14 protein-coding genes are annotated in these 16007 nt (G+C 50.5%); 10 read left to right on the plus strand and 4 right to left on the minus strand.

Going from position 1 to position 16007, the window contains the following annotated elements:
- The first annotated feature begins 60 nt into the window (after positions 1-60).
- Complete coding sequence (locus ACX8ZY_RS20065; RefSeq protein ID WP_010670421.1) at positions 61-930, plus strand: LysR substrate-binding domain-containing protein; 870 nt, start codon at positions 61-63, stop codon at positions 928-930.
- Positions 931-935: 5 nt separating this feature from the next.
- Here the strand turns inward: ACX8ZY_RS20065 and ACX8ZY_RS20070 are convergent, their stop codons facing one another.
- A complete protein-coding gene (locus ACX8ZY_RS20070; RefSeq protein ID WP_425021041.1) occupies positions 936-1862 on the minus strand; it encodes a LysR family transcriptional regulator in 927 nt (308 codons plus the stop codon).
- An 81-nt stretch (positions 1863-1943) separates the two neighbouring features.
- Between ACX8ZY_RS20070 and ACX8ZY_RS20075 the strand changes: the two genes are divergently transcribed.
- The 3 genes from ACX8ZY_RS20075 to ACX8ZY_RS20085 all read left to right on the plus strand — a co-directional run bounded on the left by ACX8ZY_RS20075 (position 1944) and on the right by ACX8ZY_RS20085 (position 4523).
- A complete protein-coding gene (locus ACX8ZY_RS20075) occupies positions 1944-2897 on the plus strand; it encodes an MBL fold metallo-hydrolase (protein ID WP_425021040.1) in 954 nt (317 codons plus the stop codon).
- A gap of 187 nt (positions 2898-3084) precedes the next feature.
- Positions 3085-3549, plus strand: a complete 465-nt coding sequence (locus ACX8ZY_RS20080) for a cytochrome P450 (protein ID WP_229518700.1) — start codon at positions 3085-3087, stop codon at positions 3547-3549.
- 176 nt (positions 3550-3725) lie between these two features.
- Positions 3726-4523, plus strand: a complete 798-nt coding sequence (locus tag ACX8ZY_RS20085) for an MFS transporter (protein WP_425021039.1) — start codon at positions 3726-3728, stop codon at positions 4521-4523.
- Positions 4524-4629: 106 nt separating this feature from the next.
- Here the strand turns inward: ACX8ZY_RS20085 and ACX8ZY_RS20090 are convergent, their stop codons facing one another.
- Positions 4630-5838 carry an MFS transporter gene (locus ACX8ZY_RS20090; protein WP_158132356.1) on the minus strand — a complete coding sequence of 403 codons (1209 nt, stop codon included), beginning with the start codon at positions 5836-5838 and terminating at the stop codon, positions 4630-4632.
- 173 nt (positions 5839-6011) lie between these two features.
- Here ACX8ZY_RS20090 and ACX8ZY_RS20095 point away from each other — a divergent pair, with 173 nt between their 5' ends.
- Both ACX8ZY_RS20095 and ACX8ZY_RS20100 read left to right on the plus strand, forming a co-directional pair.
- On the plus strand, positions 6012-6632 hold the full coding sequence (locus ACX8ZY_RS20095; protein WP_158132355.1) for a TetR/AcrR family transcriptional regulator: 621 nt from the start codon (positions 6012-6014) through the stop codon (positions 6630-6632).
- Positions 6633-6903: 271 nt separating this feature from the next.
- A complete protein-coding gene (locus tag ACX8ZY_RS20100; protein WP_228312790.1) occupies positions 6904-7008 on the plus strand; it encodes a hypothetical protein in 105 nt (34 codons plus the stop codon).
- Between the two features lie 161 nt (positions 7009-7169).
- On the opposite strand, the gene ACX8ZY_RS20105 is transcribed toward ACX8ZY_RS20100, so the two are convergent.
- Entirely contained in the window at positions 7170-8096 is a 927-nt protein-coding gene (locus tag ACX8ZY_RS20105) for a LysR family transcriptional regulator (RefSeq protein WP_158132354.1), read from the minus strand.
- Positions 8097-8288: 192 nt separating this feature from the next.
- Between ACX8ZY_RS20105 and ACX8ZY_RS20110 the strand changes: the two genes are divergently transcribed.
- Positions 8289-9452 carry a mandelate racemase/muconate lactonizing enzyme family protein gene (locus tag ACX8ZY_RS20110; RefSeq protein WP_158132353.1) on the plus strand — a complete coding sequence of 388 codons (1164 nt, stop codon included), beginning with the start codon at positions 8289-8291 and terminating at the stop codon, positions 9450-9452.
- Between the two features lie 483 nt (positions 9453-9935).
- Positions 9936-11279 (plus strand): MFS transporter, encoded by a 1344-nt coding sequence (locus ACX8ZY_RS20115; protein WP_459261360.1) that lies wholly within the window; start codon positions 9936-9938, stop codon positions 11277-11279.
- A gap of 163 nt (positions 11280-11442) precedes the next feature.
- Here the strand turns inward: ACX8ZY_RS20115 and ACX8ZY_RS20120 are convergent, their stop codons facing one another.
- Positions 11443-11790 carry a hypothetical protein gene (locus tag ACX8ZY_RS20120; RefSeq protein WP_158132351.1) on the minus strand — a complete coding sequence of 116 codons (348 nt, stop codon included), beginning with the start codon at positions 11788-11790 and terminating at the stop codon, positions 11443-11445.
- Positions 11791-13106: 1316 nt separating this feature from the next.
- Here ACX8ZY_RS20120 and ACX8ZY_RS20125 point away from each other — a divergent pair.
- Positions 13107-15083 carry an alkyl/aryl-sulfatase gene (locus ACX8ZY_RS20125; RefSeq protein WP_421665480.1) on the plus strand — a complete coding sequence of 659 codons (1977 nt, stop codon included), beginning with the start codon at positions 13107-13109 and terminating at the stop codon, positions 15081-15083.
- Between the two features lie 66 nt (positions 15084-15149).
- Positions 15150-15941, plus strand: coding sequence for a hypothetical protein (locus ACX8ZY_RS20130; RefSeq protein ID WP_421665481.1), 792 nt, complete (start codon positions 15150-15152; stop codon positions 15939-15941).
- Positions 15942-16007 lie beyond the last annotated feature (66 nt).

The following is a 16007-nucleotide window of genomic DNA, read 5'->3' on the forward strand; positions in this document are numbered from 1 at the left end:
TTCCTTGTAAGAAAAAACGGTATAAATTGATGCCAGTCATAAGTTTTTCTGGGGGCTGATTTGAAAAGTGATATCCCACTCAATGCGCTGCGTGCATTTGAAGCATCTGCCCGCCACCTCAACTTTACCAGGGCAGGCATGGAACTCTTTGTCTCTCAGGCTGCGGTCAGTCAGCAGGTCAGGCTGCTGGAAGAGAAATTAGGGGTGATTTTGTTCAAAAGGCTTTCCCGGGGCCTGGAGTTGACCGATGAGGCGCGGTTGCTATTCTCAAAAATTTCAGAAGAATTTCATCGTATTGAGAAGGCTTATCGTCAGTTTGAAGGAGGTAAAGTCAGGGAGGCACTGACGATATCCTGTGTGGGCACCTTTGCGCTGGGCTGGCTTTTACCAAAAATTGAAGATTTTCAGCAGAGACATCCCGCTATCGAACTGAGTATTCAGACGAACAACAATGTCGTAAGCATTGCCGGAGAGGGAGTGGATTTTGCTATAAGATACGGTTCGGGTAAATGGGCGTCATCGCATAACCAGCTATTGCTGGATGCGCCGCTGACCCTGTTATGCCGGCCTGAAACGGCGAAGAGACTGACAAAACCTGGCGATATATCCGGCGAGACGTTATTACGTTCTTACCGTCTTGAAGAGTGGGATAACTGGTTTGCTGCGGCGGGTATTTCCCCATTCAGAATTAATGGACCTGTATTCGATTCTTCACGCCTTATTATTGATGCTGTGATGATCACTGGCGGCCTGGCACTGGCACCTGATGTCATGTTTCAAACGGAAATAAAGCAAGGTTTGCTCGCCAGACCATTTAATATTTATTCTGGTCATGATGGGTACTGGTTAACTTGGCAGAGAGCCAGAAAGATGACCCAGTCGATGGAAATATTTCGCGAATGGATTATTGAGCAAATAATTAGGCCGTAATTTATTCAGGTTCGTTCTGTCATCACGCTACGCAGTTCTTCCCTGAGCCAGCGCAGTGACAAATCGTTATCAAGCCGTTTATGCCAGAGCAGTGACAGGGCTATTTCCGGTGTTTCAATGGGTACCGGGCTACAGCATAAGCCGTAATGCGTCACCCACTCATCCGACAGCCCGGCGGGAACGGTGGCTAACGCGGGTGCGCGCGCCAGCAGCGGAGGCAGAGAGGAAAAATGCGGCGTCACGTAGCGAATCGAACGGGCCTTTCCTGATGCCGCAAGCTGGTCATCGATGGAGCTCCAGTTCGCCCCGCGATAGGAAACCAGCAGATGGTCATGCGCCACATAATCCTCCAGCGTCAACGGTGCACGCAACGAAAGCTGTTCCGGGTGCCACAACGTACAAAAGTTGTGTGACACAATTTTCTCGCGCTGGAGCGTGGCGGGTGTGCTCTCGCCAACCAAAATGGCAAGATCGATCTCTCCGCGCGCGACCAGCTCCGCATCCCGGAAGGGATCGCTGGCCGTAACCTGAAGAGTCACGCCGGGAGCGGTGCGTGTGATGCGCGCATATAGTCCCGGCATCAGCCAGCGTTCAACCCAGTCGCTCATCCCCAGCCGAAAAACATGTGTCGCCTCAGAAGGCGTGAAGGATGCTGGCTGAAACAATACGTTCTGCATCTGTGCCATTAACGGGCCCAGCTCAGCGATCAGCGCTTCAGCACGCGGGGTAGGCTCCATGCCTTTCGCCGTGCGCACAAACAGTGGATCGCTGAACATTAGCCGCAATCGGGCCAGTGCATTACTGACTGCTGGCTGACCCAGATGCAGCTTTTCTGCCGCACGCGACACGCTGCCTTCCCGCTTCAGAACCAACAACACCGTCAGTAAATTCAGGTCGATTCGATGAAAATCATTTTCTCTGATAGTGAGCATCAGTTTAATCAATTTGAGTGATACAGGTTGCGTAATGATACTGCCCACCACGTTGTGATGAAACTTTCTGGAGAGATATTTATGAAAATTTTACTGATGCTGGTGGCTTCTCTTATCGCGTTCAGTCCGGTCTATGCTGCCGAACAGACCTCTGCACGGGATCAGCAAGCTCCGGGTTATTACCGGATGACATTGGGGAAATTACGCATTACCGCAGTTTCGGACGGCACGGTGACCGTTCCCCTGAATAAATTACTTACTAACATTTCGCCTGAAAAACTAAAACAGGCAATGGCCAGAGATTCGATGACGCCACAGGCCGAAACATCAATCAATGCCTTCGTTATCGATGATGGTAAAAAGCGCATTTTAATCGACACCGGGGCCGGTGAGCTTTTTGGACACAATGGCGGACATCTGCTGACTAACCTGGCCGCCGCTGGCTATCCGGCAGAGTCGATCGATGCCGTACTCTTAACCCATATTCATGCCGATCATTCAGGCGGTGTTTCACGCGCGGGCAAGCCTGCTTTTCCAAAGGCCGAAGTGTTCGTGGATAAACGGGATGTCGATTTCTGGCTTAATCCGGCTAACGTCAGCAGGGTAGAGACCAGTCAGGCCCATACCTTTGCAGAATCTGAAAGGACTCTTCGCCCGGTCATCAATGCTGGCCTGCTTAAAACGTTTATGGCACCAGCCACATTACCGGGGGGAATCCGTGCAGAGTCGACAGCCGGCCACACGCCGGGCAGCGTACTTTATCGCGTAGAGAGTGAAGGTCAGACCCTGGTGTTGTGGGGAGATATTATCCATGCCAAAGCGGTGCAAATGCCCGATCCTGAAGTGGCCATCCATTTTGATGTCGATCAGAAACAGGCTATCACTACACGTGAAAGGGTACTGAAACAGGCTGCAGATCAGGGCTACTGGGTGGCAGCGGCGCATATCGCCTTCCCTGGCCTGGGCCATGTGCAGCATGAAGGTAACGCTTATCGCTGGGTGCCCGCTAATTACACCACGCAGCTTGGGCAGTAGGTTTTTAACTAAAAAACGTAATAATATCAGGGAGAAATATTTTGCTGTGAGTTAACAGGCGGCGCTTCAATATTAACAAATTGAATAATGTCTTTTAGTTTAGAGGCTTCTCTGTAAGAGGGGCCAGAGCGTTGCCGTACAGATTAGTAATCAATGAGGTTATGGGGCTGATAAAGTCGACAGCGTTATGCCACTCATTGTCGCTGCGCTCTGGGCCATTTCTCACTTCAACCTGAAGGTGAATACAGTCAATGTTCGGGATATCGTTGTAGAAGCTTCTCGCTTATACAGTCCCGTTCTTTCTGTAGGTAGAGTAATAGCGCAGGACCTGATTTTCCGAGGCCAGAACCTTAAAGAAGGTGACAGGGTCATGTTTTACACGGCGCTGGCTAACTTCGATGAAAAAGTTTTCGATAACCCATTCCGTTTTATTGCGGGGCGAAAAGAAAAGCCACTATCATTCGGCACGGGCATGCATATGTGTATTGGTATGGGCATAGCACTCAGCTTTGCTTCGTCGTTTATTGGCCACATAAACTCACATTACATGCTCAGGGACGTTAGCATAATCGAATTTGCAGAGGGTGTGTCTGCGCCAGGTGCTTCAGATTTTAATATTGGAATAGACTTCAATGAACTGGCTGAAAATTAAAGATTTCCGCACGTTACTCGCTTCTCTTTTCATCTCGAAGTTGGGCGATTATGTATATGAGGTCGTTTTTGTGTTTATTGTGCTCGAGAACACGCATAATAATTATCTTCTTGCCGGCTGCGTCTATTTTTTTCGTTTTATTCCTTTTCTATTTTTCGGCCACCGCTGGTGGCTGGATGGCAGACAATTGGCGCATCAAATGTTCAGTTATACTCTCATTGGCAGACAAGCCCTGGGTGCTGATGTTCAATACATTAACGTATGCAATTTCAATTGTTATACTTTGTACGTTTTCAGAAAATTCACAGAATAAAACGTCGGCGTTCAGATTGAAAAAAGTATATCAGGAGAGTCTATCCTGCATTAAAAGTTTATTTCAGGAAGCTCCTGGCTTATTTATTGCTATTTTTGGTTCATCTGTTTGCATTCTCTTTACCGGATCATTACTTCGTTTTATTATTCCCGCTGTAGCTGTCAGTCAGGGGAATGGGGAGATATTTACCAGCTGGATATTTTCTCTAATGGCTGCAGGCACAATTACCGGGGGGCTCATTTACGGACGGTTTGCCATAAATATTTCACCATTGAATGTTATGCGCAATTGGTTCTTTTACGGAATTTTACTGGTTTTAATGTCATTTATTGCCCTCTATTCGCTCGAGGCTCTGCTGCCGGTAGCATTCGTCCTTGGTATGAGTGGTGCATTCGTTGATATTTTTCTGGTGACACTCATACAGTCCTGGTCTTTTGCAGAGAACACAGGCAAGACATTCGGCACGTTTTCTACCCTGGCTAATACTGCTGAAGCACTTTCTGGTCTCCTTTCCGGACTGGCCGCCGCTGCGAGTCTGATGGTTGCTTTTGCAGGCATGAGTTCACTCATCGTACTCACTGGCATTATCTCAATGGCTTGTCTTCCAGACAAAAAACAAAAGAATATTTCGGGAAGCAACGAATCCGATAGTTCTGTTTAAAGAGTGCCCAAATGGACGACTTAAATAACTGAGGTCTCTTTTAGATATCCAAAGCAGGCGGTTGGTGCCAAAACGGGGCGTCCGTTCCGGACGTCCCTGGAAGTTACTATTTTACTAAAGGTTCTCTTGCACCGGGCCTGAAAGCATGCTTTTTCGCGCACCAGGCGATAATCAACGCAACAGCCATAAAGATCAGTAGCGCCCATGGGAAAGATACCGCACCGGCATTATTGAGAAGCAGACCACCAATGACGCCGCCGCTTGCGATAGCCAGATTCCAGGCAGTTGTCACCATTGCCTGAACGACATCGACATGATTGCCTGCCGCATCAGCGGCAGCCGTCTGCATCTGAGTTGACGCGCCGCCAAACGACCATCCCCATACGATGACGGCCAGAAAGACCACAATCTGTTCCCGCATGCCTGCGGCCAGTGCCACAGAAACCGCCGCCAGTGCCGCCAGACTGAGCAGAACCAGATTGCGCAGATGGCGATCCACCAGCATCCCGGTTATCCAGATGCCAATAAGTGCCGCAATGCCAAAAATCAGCAGGATAAGCCCGACATTTCCGGTCAGCCCCGACAACTGCAGGAACGGTCCGATGAATGTATAAAGAATATTGTGTGCCGTCATCCATAGAAAGATAACCGCCAGAACAGGTCTGACTCCGGGCATCTGGAAAACTTGCCATACCGGTAGTCGGCGGTCGGCCTGCTGTCCCGGCAGGTCAGGAACCGCCACCCATGTCCAGATGAACAGAATGACTGCCAATGCTGCCATGATACCAAAGGGGACTCTCCATCCCATCGTGCTGCCAAGCCATGCGCCAGCCGGGGTTCCAAGGGACAGGGCAACCGGTATTCCAACCATAGCAATAGCGAGAGCGCGGCCCTGCATTTCAGCAGGAACGAGGCGGCGGGCATAGCCCGCCAGAATTCCCCATGCAAGTCCTGCAGCCACACCCGACATGAATCGGGCTGCCATCGTCAGCCAGTAACTGAACGAAAGGGTGGTAATAGTGTTGAAAATCAGGAAGGTACCTACGGCGAGTAATAGTACCTTTTTACGACGCCAGCCACTGGTCAGAACCGTCAGAGGGATTGCCGCGAGTAGCGAACCCAGCGCATAAATGCTGACCAGCTGACCCGCCATCACCTGAGATACGTCAAGACCCATTCCAATTTCCGGAAGTAAACCCGCCGGAAGGGTCTCGGTCAGGATGGCAATAAAGCCTGTCATGGCAAATGCCAGCAGGGAAGCCAGTGGCAGACCCCGTTGTGTTGTGGTCTCACTGGATACTGTATTGGCGTGCACGTTGGCCCCTTTTTTAGTTTGTAACGACTAAAAATTGCGAAACCCTCCGGATAACGGGTTTTACAATATATATACCGATCGGTATATATCAGAAAGTATAGGGCACACTGAGGCTTGTCAAGTATATATGTATCGATTAGTATTTATATACGATAAGCGAAAAAGGAGCGGATATGGCTCAGATGGGACGCCCACGGACATTTGACCGGGAAGAGGCAATTCGTCAGGCGATGACCCTTTTCTGGCGGCATGGTTACGAGTCCACTTCGCTTGCCATGCTCAAGTCAAACCTCGGCAACGGCATCACCGCCCCAAGTTTTTACGCCGCGTTTGGTTCAAAAGAAGCGCTGTTTGAGGAGGTTGTCGATTGTTATATGACGACTTTTGGTCAGGTTAACGATTGCCTATGGGATGACACGCTTGAACCCCGTGACGCTATTGAACTGGCGTTGCGTCGTTCTGCAAAAATGCAGACAGAACAGGGGCATCCCAGTGGTTGCCTGATTGCGCTATCCGTTAATACCTGTTCGCCAGCGAATGAGCACATCCGTGAGATTCTGGCAGCGCAGCGCGATCGGACCAGGGCGGGATTTTTGCGATGTGTCACAAGAGCGAAAGAGGCGGGACTCCTGGCTTCCGATACCGACGTGCGCGCGCTGGCCACGACCCTTCACAGTTTTGAGATCGGCCTGTCGACTGAAGCCCGTGATGGCGCAACCGGCAATGAACTCGATTCGGCGGTATCAACCGCGATGAAAGCCTGGGATGCTAATGCACTGAACGTTGTTGAGTGACAGAGAACGGCGCTTAGTTTCAGCACGAAGCTTGTGCCTGTCAGAGAGCAACTGTGCGGAAGCGTAAAGTAAGCACGTCTCAATAAGTTAATGCCTGTTAGTGAGTATCAAACTTATTGCTGACACCAGACAATGGGTGTGAGACATCAAACGGGACTGCACGCGGTATGGCTTGCCGCCCGTGATCTCCGCACGCCGATGCTCGCTGAAGTGCTGGCGTTGACTGTCGCAGCCTATACTGTTTAACCCACTTGATTTAATACCCGATTTCATTCCCATCATCGGTTATCCCGATTACCTGCTTATAGTGCCTGGGACGTCTTACCCAGTCGATGTCATGCGTGAAAACCGGGAAACCGCAGCGCAAGCTAGTTAATCTCCGGTCGGTCGCATGAAGGCAAGCGGTGTTTATATTGATATGGGTAGTTTGTGCTACTCTGCTTGTCAGGCCACTTAGAGCGTCAGCTTGTGGTTCTGATGTGTTCTCGCTTTATTCATTTCAGATGTCGTAGCGATTAGCGCAAAATGGTTTTCCGCTCAGATTTGGCCATCTAAGAAAATTTCCCACAACGCTTCTACCGCCCGAGACATCCTCGCTGCGGGTCTGAACAGCCGGATCTCTATGGGTATCCAGAGTGCGCTCTCCTTATTAGCTGCTACGGCAATCGAGCCAGCATCAACATCCGGCGCTGCCAGTGTTTCCGGCAGCCAGGCAACGCCATCTCCGGCTTTAACCATGGCGAGTAATGTGGCAGCAAGATCGGCCGTGAAAGCAATATCCATTCCGCGTCTGGCCCGGTTAACCTGTGAGGTATTAGACAGGATGCGGCCCAGGCCGGACTCTGCAGAATAGGAGAGGAAAGGAAACTTCTTACCGCCTGACGCATGTAATAGAGGCTCACGCGTTGTCGGATCGCATCGTGAATACGGCTGTAAAATTTCCTGTCCAAGCCGGACGCTGAGATATTTCGACTGATCGAGATGGATGTGCATATGAGGATGGTAATAAGAAAGCAGAAATTGCGCGTCACCTTTCTCAATCATGCGCTCGCAGGCACTTAATGTGTCAGACAGCAGGCGAAATGATCCGAAGCGGGCAATTTTTTCGTTGTTCCGCATCAGTGCCGGAAAAAAAGAAAATGACAGCGCGTGCGTGGCGGAAAAAATAACATCCGGCCGGGCTTCTCCTGCGGCCTCGATAGATTCACTCCTCAGTGTATAAAGTGCACGAATAAGTTCCGGCACCTGCCTGACGAAAACCTCTCCAGCGCGGGTCAGGCTGACGCCCCGACGATTTCTTTCAAAAATTGGCGTGCCAAGCCACTCTTCTAGCGAGACGATTCTGCGGCTGAATGCAGGCTGTGTCACATATCGTGAAGCTGCCGCACGGGAAAAATTGAGTGATTGCGCCAGCGCAATACAGTCTTCAAGCCAGGTTAACTCCAGGTGATGCCGATTTTGCATTACAGGCTGCCTCTTTGGCATTAGAACGGAACCCATGTACTGCTTAGGATAATAGCAGACAGAACAATCAGGTCCCTTAACACTACGCTACTTCATTGTGCCGATGAATGCCGATAAACAGATGGCATGACATAACCGATTGCGTAGGTATTTTAGTAATACAGTCTTTGACTGAGAACTACCGGAGAGATCATGCGCATCCTTGATGTTGTAGAAATTACCAAACCCATTGCTTCTCCTATTCGTAACGCGTACATCGATTTCAGCAAGATGACGACAAGCCTTGTCGCCGTTGTGACAGATGTAGAAGTCGACGGGCACCGTGTAGTGGGATACGGATTTAACTCTAACGGCCGTTATGGCCAGGGTGGCCTCATCCGGGAACGCTTCCGTGACCGCATCCTGGAAGCCGATCCCGAAAGCCTGCTGAATGCCAAAGGTAACAACCTGGATCCGCATAAAGTCTGGGCTGTGATGATGAGCAACGAAAAGCCTGGCGGTCATGGCGAGCGTTCAGTTGCAGTGGGAACCCTGGACATGGCCATCTGGGATGCAACGGCAAAAATTGCAAACAAGCCGCTGTTCCGCCTGCTGGCCGAAATGAAGGGCGTTGAGGCTAATCCGCGCGTCTTCGTCTATGCGGCTGGGGGTTACTACTATCCGGGTAAAGACCTTGGCGCACTGCGACAGGAAATGCGCGGCTACCTGAACCGCGGCTATAACGTTGTGAAAATGAAAATCGGTGGTGCCTCTCTGGACGAAGACCGCCGCCGTATTGAGGCTGTACTGGAAGAAATCGGCAGCGAAGCGCGCCTCGCTGTTGATGCTAATGGTCGCTTTGATCTGGAAACCGGTATTGCCTACGCAAAAATGCTGCGTGAATATCCGCTCTTTTGGTACGAAGAGGTTGGCGATCCGCTCGATTATTCTCTGCAGGCAGCCCTGTCAGAGTTCTATCCAGGCGCAATGGCAACGGGCGAAAACCTCTTTTCACATCAGGACGCGCGAAACCTGCTGCGTTATGGCGGTATGCGTCCGGATCGCGACTATCTGCAATTTGACTGCGCGCTCTCCTATGGGCTGGTTGAGTATCTGCGCACACTGGATGTGCTGGAGCAGTTTGGCTGGTCACCGTCACGCTGCATACCTCATGGCGGCCATCAGATGTCCCTGAATATCGCCGCCGGCCTCGGTCTGGGTGGTAACGAAAGCTATCCCGATCTTTTCCAGCCTTACGGCGGTTTCCCTGACTCGGTGAAAGTTGAAGATGGCCATATTATTATGCCGGAACTGCCGGGTATCGGATTCGAAGGCAAATCAGACCTTATTAAAGAGATGCGGGCGCTGGCTGAATAAGTTTTCGCTTACATTACGGTATGTTTAATGTCAATGCGCCCCTCGTTAAGCCGAGGGGCTGCGGAAAAATATCAATCTCTTAATTAACCTGACGCCTCAGGAAGAATAAATTTATCTGAATCTGAGAGGAGAGGGCGTTATTGAACTGGCTAACGGTAGCATTGTTAATAATTTCGGGTTGAAGGGCTGGCTTTGATTCAGGCACAACATCTTCTTGTAGGTATATCAGCCATCCATTGAATTATCGGCATTCAGATATTATTTTTGGATTAGATATGCACTGGAAATTTTGAGAAATATCAGGCATTTCGAACCACTCATTAACCCTGGCGCCCGGCCTGTTTATCCGCGCCTTTTGCTTTCAGATCGCTCATTTCTCCGTTACATCCTACGGGTAATGAATAAAACATTTTGACTGATATTCAGATGGATTTGCAATCAGTATTTCTTCCCCCTGCCACAGTGTTAAATGAGGAAGTTATCATGAGTGAGAAAACTCTCAAGGGTAATGCGCTTATCGGAAATAAACGCTGGACAATCATATTACCTGCTGTATTCATCATGTATACCATTTCATTTTTTGATCGGGTGAATATAGGCATGGCGCTGCCCCATATAACAGCTGAAATGGGCCTGAGTCCTGTTAAAGCCGGCTGGCTTGGCGGTGCCTTTGCCTGGGGTTACGTCGCCACGCAGTTTACCGCAGGATGGCTGGCTCTTCGTTTTGGATCACGGAAAATACCAGGTATCAGCCTGTTTCTGTTTGGGGCCTGCGCAATGCTTACCGGCCTGACGCGTAACTTCGGTGAACTGGTAGCGATCCGTTTCTTACTGGGCATCGCTGAAGGTCCAATTCAGGCCGCCACGGCCATGTTCCTGGCCCAGTGGTTTATGAAGCCTGAAAGGGGGCGGGCATTCGGAATCTGGAATCTTAGCCTGGGTGCGGGCGCGTTTCTGGCCGGTCCGATATCTGGCTGGATCCTTGCACATCATAACTGGCGCATGATGATGGTGATTGAAGGTGCACCGGCCTGGCTGTTCTGCATCATCTGGTTTTATCTGGTACCCAAAAGTATTCAGGCCGCTAGCTGGCTGAGTGCCGAAGATCGGGATTATATCCAGAAAGACCTGGCCGCTGAGCAGTCAAACTACAGGAATGAGAAATCCGATCCCTGGTGGACCATTCTCAAAATACCAGCCCTCTGGCTGATGCTGATCGGCTACTCCCTGCATAGCATGCTCGCTTACGGTTTTACGCTCTGGCTGCCGACAGCTCTCAAAGGGTATGGCACGCTCAGTGAATTTATGGTCGGTCTCATCAGTGGGATGCCATTCCTGATGACGATGCTGGGCATCTGGTACATCACCCGGCGTTCAGATAAGTACAACCAGGAGCGACGACTGCATGCCGCTATTCCTACCGTCCTCTGTGGTGTGGCATTACTGGCAGCCGCTTTTGTGCCGCTGTCATATTACTGGGCTCAGATAGGATTGTTCATGTTTGTCGGCCTGACAATGAAGATGCTGGTGCCGCTGGTTTACGTCAGGCTGACTGAAATTCTCCCGACAAAGAAAGCAGTCCCTGCGGTGGCTTTTGTCGGCGCATGCAGCAACTTCATTGGACAGTCTGGCGGCCCCCTTGTTGCCGGATACCTCAAGCATCTGGGTGGCGGTAGTGATATGACGCTGGCATGGGGTGTTCTGGGGCTGTTCTCAATTGTGGGTGGCATGCTGTTTGCCCTTGCCGTGGGACGTGAGGAACGCATCCGGGACTTCAGCAAGGCATTCTCTGTGTCTTCACACAGAGCAGTATCAACACGTCAATAATAAAGCGGAATCTTCACACTGCCATCGAACGCCCGATCGGTCAGGATGCGCGGATCAGCATTAAGCACTCTTGTGCACCTGTGGAATTATTATGCTCATCCCCGGCGTGTATCTCTCTCAATACCTGACTGTTACAGCCCGTACTTCACGGGCTTCAGAATGCCTACAATCCCACCAGCGTGATATGTTTCTTTGTTGTCAGCGCTTTATACAATGCTTTTGCCAGCGTGCCTGGCTCCACACCTGATTGAGCGCCCTCGGAATCGGTCCAGAACGATTTGATGCGCAGTATGGTGTTGATACTCGTTACGCGTTCCATTTCCAGCACGGCCAGCACAGGATGGCGCATTTCGCCATGTTCCTCTGTTGCGTCCGCCTTGATCACTGCGGCGCGCGATGCCTGACTGTCAAAGATAACGTGGCAGCGTACGCCGTTCAGGTTGAGTATGCCGATAACTTCATACAGGCACTGAACAGCCTCTGCACTGTAGGATGCGGGCACAACAAACATAACAGATCCTTCTGAAGTGAAATTTAATGAGCAGCCAGCATAGGCGAACTGTAATCAGAGGAGAAGTTACTGTTTTTGAATGAAAAATGTAGAGTTCTAAGGTTACGATAACGCGCGTTATGTTTACTCCAGTTTTCGCTGGTACTATCAATGACTGAGGTGTAACCCGATCATGGCGTCGGGGCGCGGATTTGACTTAAGGAAAGGCCAGCAGGTGGCAGGTTATTCGTTCCAGTGGGGAATGTATTTATCTGTACGCGCAACGCGTTAGCTGCGTGTTTCAGCCACTTAACAGGATGAACATCAGATTAAGTTTAAGATTTTTCGCGCTCTTCAATCGCTCATTTCTCAATCCGGCCGTCACGTTTAACCGGAGGCCGTCAGTATGACATCAGGTGCTGACTCATATACTGTCTGTGTAGCATCGCTGAAGTCTGCTCAGTACTGACGCCATCCCGCAACCTGGTGCATCACCTCTGACCTATATCCATGAACGGCAATTTTAAATTTTGATCATTCATTTCCTTAAAACATGCAGACAACATCGTCAGAGTGAACCCCTCTCCAACAAGCAAACGGTATTAAAAAGACCTGATTACTGCCTGGCTAAAGTACCGGGGGCGGAAATGAAGCGCGTTATATACGCTACAAATGAAAAGGTATTTTATTCACCCTGACAGCCTGAATATATTATTCATTTTTATCACAAATTTACAGGCGAATGAGTACTTTGACGCCGCAGGGCTATGTCTAAAAGCCTTCTGACAATCAATTTTCTCATGACGTATACCATACCGCGGCACTATGAGCATTGAATTAGTCTCACAACGGAAATCGGAAAAAAGCGCCGTCAGCAAAACATCTGAATTACATGATTTGAATTCAAATGTGTCCGGTGATTCTGTGCGTATCAGGACCATTTAATTCTGTATTTTATATTAATCCGCCCTGAACACTCCTCACACCACAAAATGAGGTAATTCTCAAAAATCAAGATGCTGACTTACATAAGGAATAAATTCAGATTCAGGAGAATAAGTAGAATATGATTTAAAATCATATAGATAAGATTGGTTTCATTGTAATTTTAAATTATAGATTTTTGATGCTCATCAAAGTTAGCGAATAAAAGCCGCTGTTTGACTTAACTCAAACTGGTGGATTTTTAAGATCTTGCTAACGTTAAAACAAATGTTAGCAATTATTGCTACCTCGTAACAGTTGCTGCTGGCTCTTCATGCCGGACGCTGTAATCACGTCTTTAATTCCATTGTATCGGATGCAGTTTTCATTCGTCTGAAATCCCGAGGAAACACATGAAATTAACACCTCTAGCCCGCAGTCTGGCCCTGGCCGGTTTACTTTCTACCGCTTCGCTTAGTGTATTTGCAGATGAGGCACAGAAAGATGCTGCGCCTGCTACCAAACAGGCTAATGATGCCCTCTACCAGCAATTACCCTTCGATAACAAAAGCGACTTTGAAGATGCCCATAAAGGGTTCATTGCTGCACTGCCTGATGCCGTCATTAAAGGCGAGTCCGGCAACGTTATCTGGGATCCGAAACAGTACGCATTTATTAAAGAGGGTGAAAAAGCACCGGATACGGTCAATCCCAGCCTGTGGCGCCAGTCTCAGTTGATCAATATCAGTGGTCTGTTTGAAGTGACTGAGGGAATCTACCAGATTCGCAATCTCGACCTCTCCAATATGACGATTATTGAGGGTAAAGAGGGTGTCACCGTCGTTGATCCATTGGTTTCTGCGGAAACGGCTAAAGTGGGCATGGATCTCTATTTCAAAAATCGCGGTAAAAAACCTGTCGTTGCGGTCATTTATACCCATAGCCACGTTGACCACTACGGCGGCGTCCGTGGCGTTGTCGATGAAGCTGAAGTCAAATCGGGCAAAGTCAAAATCTATGCACCGGCCGGCTTTATGGAATCTGCCGTCTCTGAAAACATCATGGCAGGCAACGTGATGAGCCGTCGTGCCAGTTACATGTACGGCAACCTGTTGAAAGCCGATGCTAAAGGTCAGGTTGGCGCAGGGCTGGGCACCACCACTTCTGCTGGCACCGTCACCCTGATAGCGCCTACCGATTATGTGACCAAAACCGGTGAGAAACGCGTCATTGATGGTCTGACCTACGATTTTATGATGGCTCCCGGCTCGGAAGCCCCGGCAGAGATGCTGTGGTTTATCGAAGAGAAAAAGGTTATCCAGACTGCTGAAGACGTCACTCATACCCTGCATAACACCTACTCGCTGCGCGGGGCCAAAATCCGTGAGCCGCTTCCCTGGTCCAAGTACATCAACGACGCTATCAGTCGCTGGGGCCACAAGGCAGACATCCTGATGGCGCAGCACCACTGGCCGACCTGGGGCAATGAAAATGTTAACAAGCTGCTGAAAAGTCAGCGCGACCTTTACCGTTACATCAATGACCAGACTCTGCGCATGGCCAACGAAGGCCTGACGCGCGATGAGATTGCCGCTCAGTTCAAACTTCCGCCATCACTGGCCACCATGTGGGCCAACCGCGGCTATTACGGCTCGGTCAGCCATGACGTGAAGGCGACCTACGTGCTGTATCTCGGCTGGTTTGACGGCAACCCGGCAACGCTTGACGAACTGCCGCCGGAAGATGCTGCGAAGAAATACGTTGAGTACATGGGCGGTGCCGACAGCATTCTGCAGAAAGCCAAAACGGACTATGACAAAGGGGATTACCGCTGGGTCGCCCAGGTGGTCAGTAAGGTGGTGTTTGCCGATCCGGAGAATAAAGCCGCGCGTAATCTGGAAGCCGATGCGCTGGAGCAGTTGGGCTATCAGGCCGAATCCGGCCCGTGGCGTAACTTCTACCTGACGGGTGCGCAGGAATTGCGTAACGGCGTGAAACAGTTGCCGACGCCGAATACCGCCAGTCCGGACACGGTCCGTGCCATGACGCCGGAGATGTTCTTTGATTACCTGGCACTGCACATTAACGGTGAAAAAGCCGCCAATGCGAAAGCCGTGCTGAACGTAGATTTTGGTGAAGACGGCGGCAAGTACAAGCTGGAGCTGGAAAATGGCGTGCTTAACCACACGGCAAATTCAGAAGCGCAGAACGCGGATGCAACGCTGACGCTTTCCCGTGAAACCCTGAATAAGGTGATCCTGAAAGAGGAAACGCTGAAGCAGGCGCAGGATAAAGGCGAAGTAAAAATCACCGGCAACGCCGACAAGGTCAGCGAGCTGCTGGGCTACATGGATAAGTTCGACTTCTGGTTCAACATGGTGACGCCGTAAAAACCCAGCCGGTAGCATAACGCTACCGGCTTTTTTTTAAGCGACAGAAACGCCGGGTGATATTCAATGAAAACTGCCAAGATGAGCGTCGCGTGTCTGCTTTTTTCTTCCCTTGCAGGCAATGCGCACTCAGCCGAACCGCCGGCAGACGCCGCTCAGGCGAATAACCCGCTGGCGAACATGACTGCATTTAACATGCAGAATTATTACATCGGTGACGTCAGCGAAAGTGACAAAGACGCCAACCAGTTCTGGTTCCGCTACGCCCAGCCTTTCTCGCTGGGTGAAAGCAAATGGCTGCTTCGCGCCTCGCTTCCTGTGAATACTTATCCCTCTCCGCCCACCGGCGGACACCAGACAGGGTTGGGCGACCTGAACCTGTTTACCGCTTATCTGATAGATACCGGAAATCCGGCCGTCAGTTTTGGCTTTGGCCCGCAGATCACCGCACCCACCGCGACCGAAAACTCACTCGGCAGCGAGAAGTGGTCCGCCGGGCTGGTGAACGTGTTGTTTGATGCCAGCTCACCGAAAATTCAGTATGGCTATCTGGCCTCCTGGCAGCACAGCTTTGCAGGCGAGGGTGACCGCAGCGACGTTAACCTGGGCGCTTTCCAGCCGTTTGTTTTTTATCAGCTGGGCGGCGGGACGTATCTGCGAGCGGCACCTATCTGGAATTATAATTTCCAGAACGACAGCTATGGCGTGCCGCTGGGGCTGGGCGTCGGGCAGGTCATCAAACAGGGTAAAACGGTTTATAACTTTTTCGTTGAGCCGCAGGCATCGGTCGCCGACGACGGGCCGGGACAGCCTCGCTGGCAGATTTTTGCCGGGCTTAACCTGCAGTTCCTGAACTGATAGCCGGGGGATGCCCCAACATTTTTACCGGCGAAGAGAGAAGAGTGACTCGCGCCACCGGCCTGA

It is taken from the genome of Pantoea sp. XAF26B01_ASV70 (assembly GCF_054512635.1).

Excerpts from the sequence above, each read along its gene's own strand:
- ACX8ZY_RS20070 (WP_425021041.1), bottom strand. The coding sequence starts at position 1,862 with ATGCTCACTATCAGAGAAAATGATTTTCATCGAATCGACCTGAATTTA.
- ACX8ZY_RS20075 (WP_425021040.1), top strand. The coding sequence starts at position 1,944 with ATGAAAATTTTACTGATGCTGGTGGCTTCTCTTATCGCGTTCAGTCCG.
- ACX8ZY_RS20080 (WP_229518700.1), top strand. The coding sequence starts at position 3,085 with ATGCCACTCATTGTCGCTGCGCTCTGGGCCATTTCTCACTTCAACCTG.
- ACX8ZY_RS20085 (WP_425021039.1), top strand. The coding sequence starts at position 3,726 with ATGGCAGACAATTGGCGCATCAAATGTTCAGTTATACTCTCATTGGCA.
- ACX8ZY_RS20095 (WP_158132355.1), top strand. The coding sequence starts at position 6,012 with ATGGCTCAGATGGGACGCCCACGGACATTTGACCGGGAAGAGGCAATT.
- ACX8ZY_RS20105 (WP_158132354.1), bottom strand. The coding sequence starts at position 8,096 with ATGCAAAATCGGCATCACCTGGAGTTAACCTGGCTTGAAGACTGTATT.
- ACX8ZY_RS20110 (WP_158132353.1), top strand. The coding sequence starts at position 8,289 with ATGCGCATCCTTGATGTTGTAGAAATTACCAAACCCATTGCTTCTCCT.
- ACX8ZY_RS20115 (WP_459261360.1), top strand. The coding sequence starts at position 9,936 with ATGAGTGAGAAAACTCTCAAGGGTAATGCGCTTATCGGAAATAAACGC.
- ACX8ZY_RS20120 (WP_158132351.1), bottom strand. The coding sequence starts at position 11,790 with ATGTTTGTTGTGCCCGCATCCTACAGTGCAGAGGCTGTTCAGTGCCTG.
- ACX8ZY_RS20125 (WP_421665480.1), top strand. The coding sequence starts at position 13,107 with ATGAAATTAACACCTCTAGCCCGCAGTCTGGCCCTGGCCGGTTTACTT.
- ACX8ZY_RS20130 (WP_421665481.1), top strand. The coding sequence starts at position 15,150 with ATGAAAACTGCCAAGATGAGCGTCGCGTGTCTGCTTTTTTCTTCCCTT.